We start from the raw sequence: 1,946 nt of genomic DNA, 5'->3' as shown, positions 1-1,946 counted from the left end.
TAAAGAGGTCACGCCGCATGCCGCATAGCTGGTCCGCTCTAACTCGAGCTTGCAGCCGACGCCCGCAAACGGGCGCGGCTGAACCTGAACGTTAGACGCACGTGGAATGTTCATTCGCCCGGAGACCTACGCCCCTTGCATTCCGTACTCACGCTCTACTTCGGTCCTTGGCGATGGGAACAGGTCTCAGAAGGACGTTTCTACGAATTGCTGGGCATCCGCTATTGGAAGTGGTTCCTTCGGAAGAGCGGGAAACCCCAAAGACGGTGGCGGCCACCCAGCCTGGACAGCTCTCGAAGAGACGCGCTACGCGCATATCTACACGGGATGGCTGCGTTTACCAGAGAGTATGAATTGCGCCACCTGGCCGGAGGTGCTGCGATGCAGTTCTCAGGCATGCTCTACGTTTCACTGTACGGCGAGGGTAGTCTTCTGCTGATTACCGCTCTCAACGCTCTATTCAACGGATTCCCTATCCTTCTTCAGCGATACAATCGCGTTCGGGTCGCGGCTGCCTTGCACAGGCTAGATGCTTGTGTTCAAGACGGCAGACCATGACTTCGGCGGCGCGCGTGCGTCTAACTGTGCGTTAGAGCGGACCGATGGGAGAGGCGATCGTGTTTACTGATGAACTGTCGGCCATCGGCCACTCAACGCGCCGTTAGAAGCCTCCAGGCCGGGCTCTCGGTGGTTCTTGCGCCGTGACCCGTAAAGGTATAGTTTCTATACCATGCTGGCGTTTGAGTTTGACGAGAGCAAAAGCCGTGCGAACCTCGAAAAGCACGGTATCGACTTTGTCCAAGCGCAGGTGCTTTGGAGTGACCCGGACTTAATCGAGATCCCGGCTGTTACGGTTGATGAACCGCGGTTATTGGTGATTGGGCGTATCGACGGGAAGCACTGGTCAGCCGTGATCACTTATCGCAGCGAGAACATCCGAATTATTTCCGTTCGCCGTTCTCGTTCCGAGGAGGTGGCCATTTATGAAGGCTAAGAAATTTGATGCCGACTTCGACAACGGCAAGAACGTTACCAACGCCCTGGATCTATCTAAGGCGCGCCGGCCCCTGCAGGCCCAAAAGAGAGTGAACGTCGACTTCCCCACGTGGATGATCGAGTCCCTCGACAAGGAAGCCAGTCGGCTAGGCGTAACGCGCCAGTCAATCATCAAGGTCTGGTTGGCCGAGCGTCTTGAGCAGTCGGCTTCTAACAAATGAATGCAGCCGACGCAGTGAACTGCGCGGCTGATTCCGGTCGTTAGCGGTTCACACAGGGTCGCGATAGACTGAGGCAATCCTGAAACGGAGACTCGACCATGGCACGGGCGGTAACAGAGATCTACGCGGAAATTCAGAAGCTTAGCAACTCTGATAAGGAAGAGTTGCTTAGGGCGCTGATGGCGGAGTTGGATGCCCCCCTCGATGCTGAAGTTGAAAAGGCATGGCTCAACGAGGCGCAAAAGCGGTACCGGGAGCTTGCGGAAGGACGAGTCCAGGGCGTGCCCGGTCATTTGGTTTTTGAACGCTTGCGTGCCCGCCTTGGCTAATGCGGTACGAATTCCATCCCGAAGCGGAGCGGGAGTTCACTGAGGAAGCGGCCTATTACGAATCTGAGATGCCCGGCCTGGGCGGCCGATTCGCAACAGAAATTGAACGGGCTGTCGATCTATTGCTTGAGCATCCGGAAAGCGGTGCGTCGATTGACGCCGAGTTGCGTCATTTCGTTCTAAGACGTTTCCCTCACTCGATCATCTATTCGGTATTCGAAGACACGCTATTCGTTGTCGCTATCGCCCATTCACGGCGGAAGCCGGGATATTGGCGATCCAGAACTGATGATTAACGCCCACACCGCTAACAATGGGCTGGAGACCGACGCTTGACCGCTTGCTCCTTTCGCTGTCGCTCCAGTCGGTCGCCGTCAAGCGCGGCTCAGCGTGAGAGTTA

The 1,946-nt window shown here is 56.4% G+C and carries 4 protein-coding genes; all 4 read left to right on the top strand.

What is annotated here, in order from left to right:
• Positions 1-730: 730 nt before the first annotated feature.
• Positions 731-994 carry a BrnT family toxin gene (locus G6N75_RS06970; RefSeq protein WP_165283006.1) on the top strand — a complete coding sequence of 88 codons (264 nt, stop codon included), beginning with the start codon at positions 731-733 and terminating at the stop codon, positions 992-994.
• On the top strand, positions 984-1,217 hold the full coding sequence (locus G6N75_RS06965; RefSeq protein ID WP_165347639.1) for a CopG family transcriptional regulator: 234 nt from the start codon (positions 984-986) through the stop codon (positions 1,215-1,217). Before G6N75_RS06970 ends, G6N75_RS06965 begins: the two co-directional genes overlap by 11 nt.
• 98 nt (positions 1,218-1,315) lie before the next feature.
• On the top strand, positions 1,316-1,546 hold the full coding sequence (locus G6N75_RS06960) for an addiction module protein (RefSeq protein ID WP_165347637.1): 231 nt from the start codon (positions 1,316-1,318) through the stop codon (positions 1,544-1,546).
• Positions 1,546-1,842, top strand: a complete 297-nt coding sequence (locus tag G6N75_RS06955; RefSeq protein WP_165347638.1) for a type II toxin-antitoxin system RelE/ParE family toxin — start codon at positions 1,546-1,548, stop codon at positions 1,840-1,842. The genes G6N75_RS06960 and G6N75_RS06955 overlap by 1 nt, the downstream gene beginning before the upstream one ends.
• Positions 1,843-1,946 lie beyond the last annotated feature (104 nt).

This window comes from Thioalkalivibrio sp. XN8 (assembly GCF_011058255.1).
In the GTDB taxonomy this organism is placed as follows: Bacteria; Pseudomonadota; Gammaproteobacteria; order Steroidobacterales; family XN24; genus XN24.
Note: the sequence above shows the minus strand (reverse complement) of the source record. Positions and strands in the feature narration are given on the sequence as shown.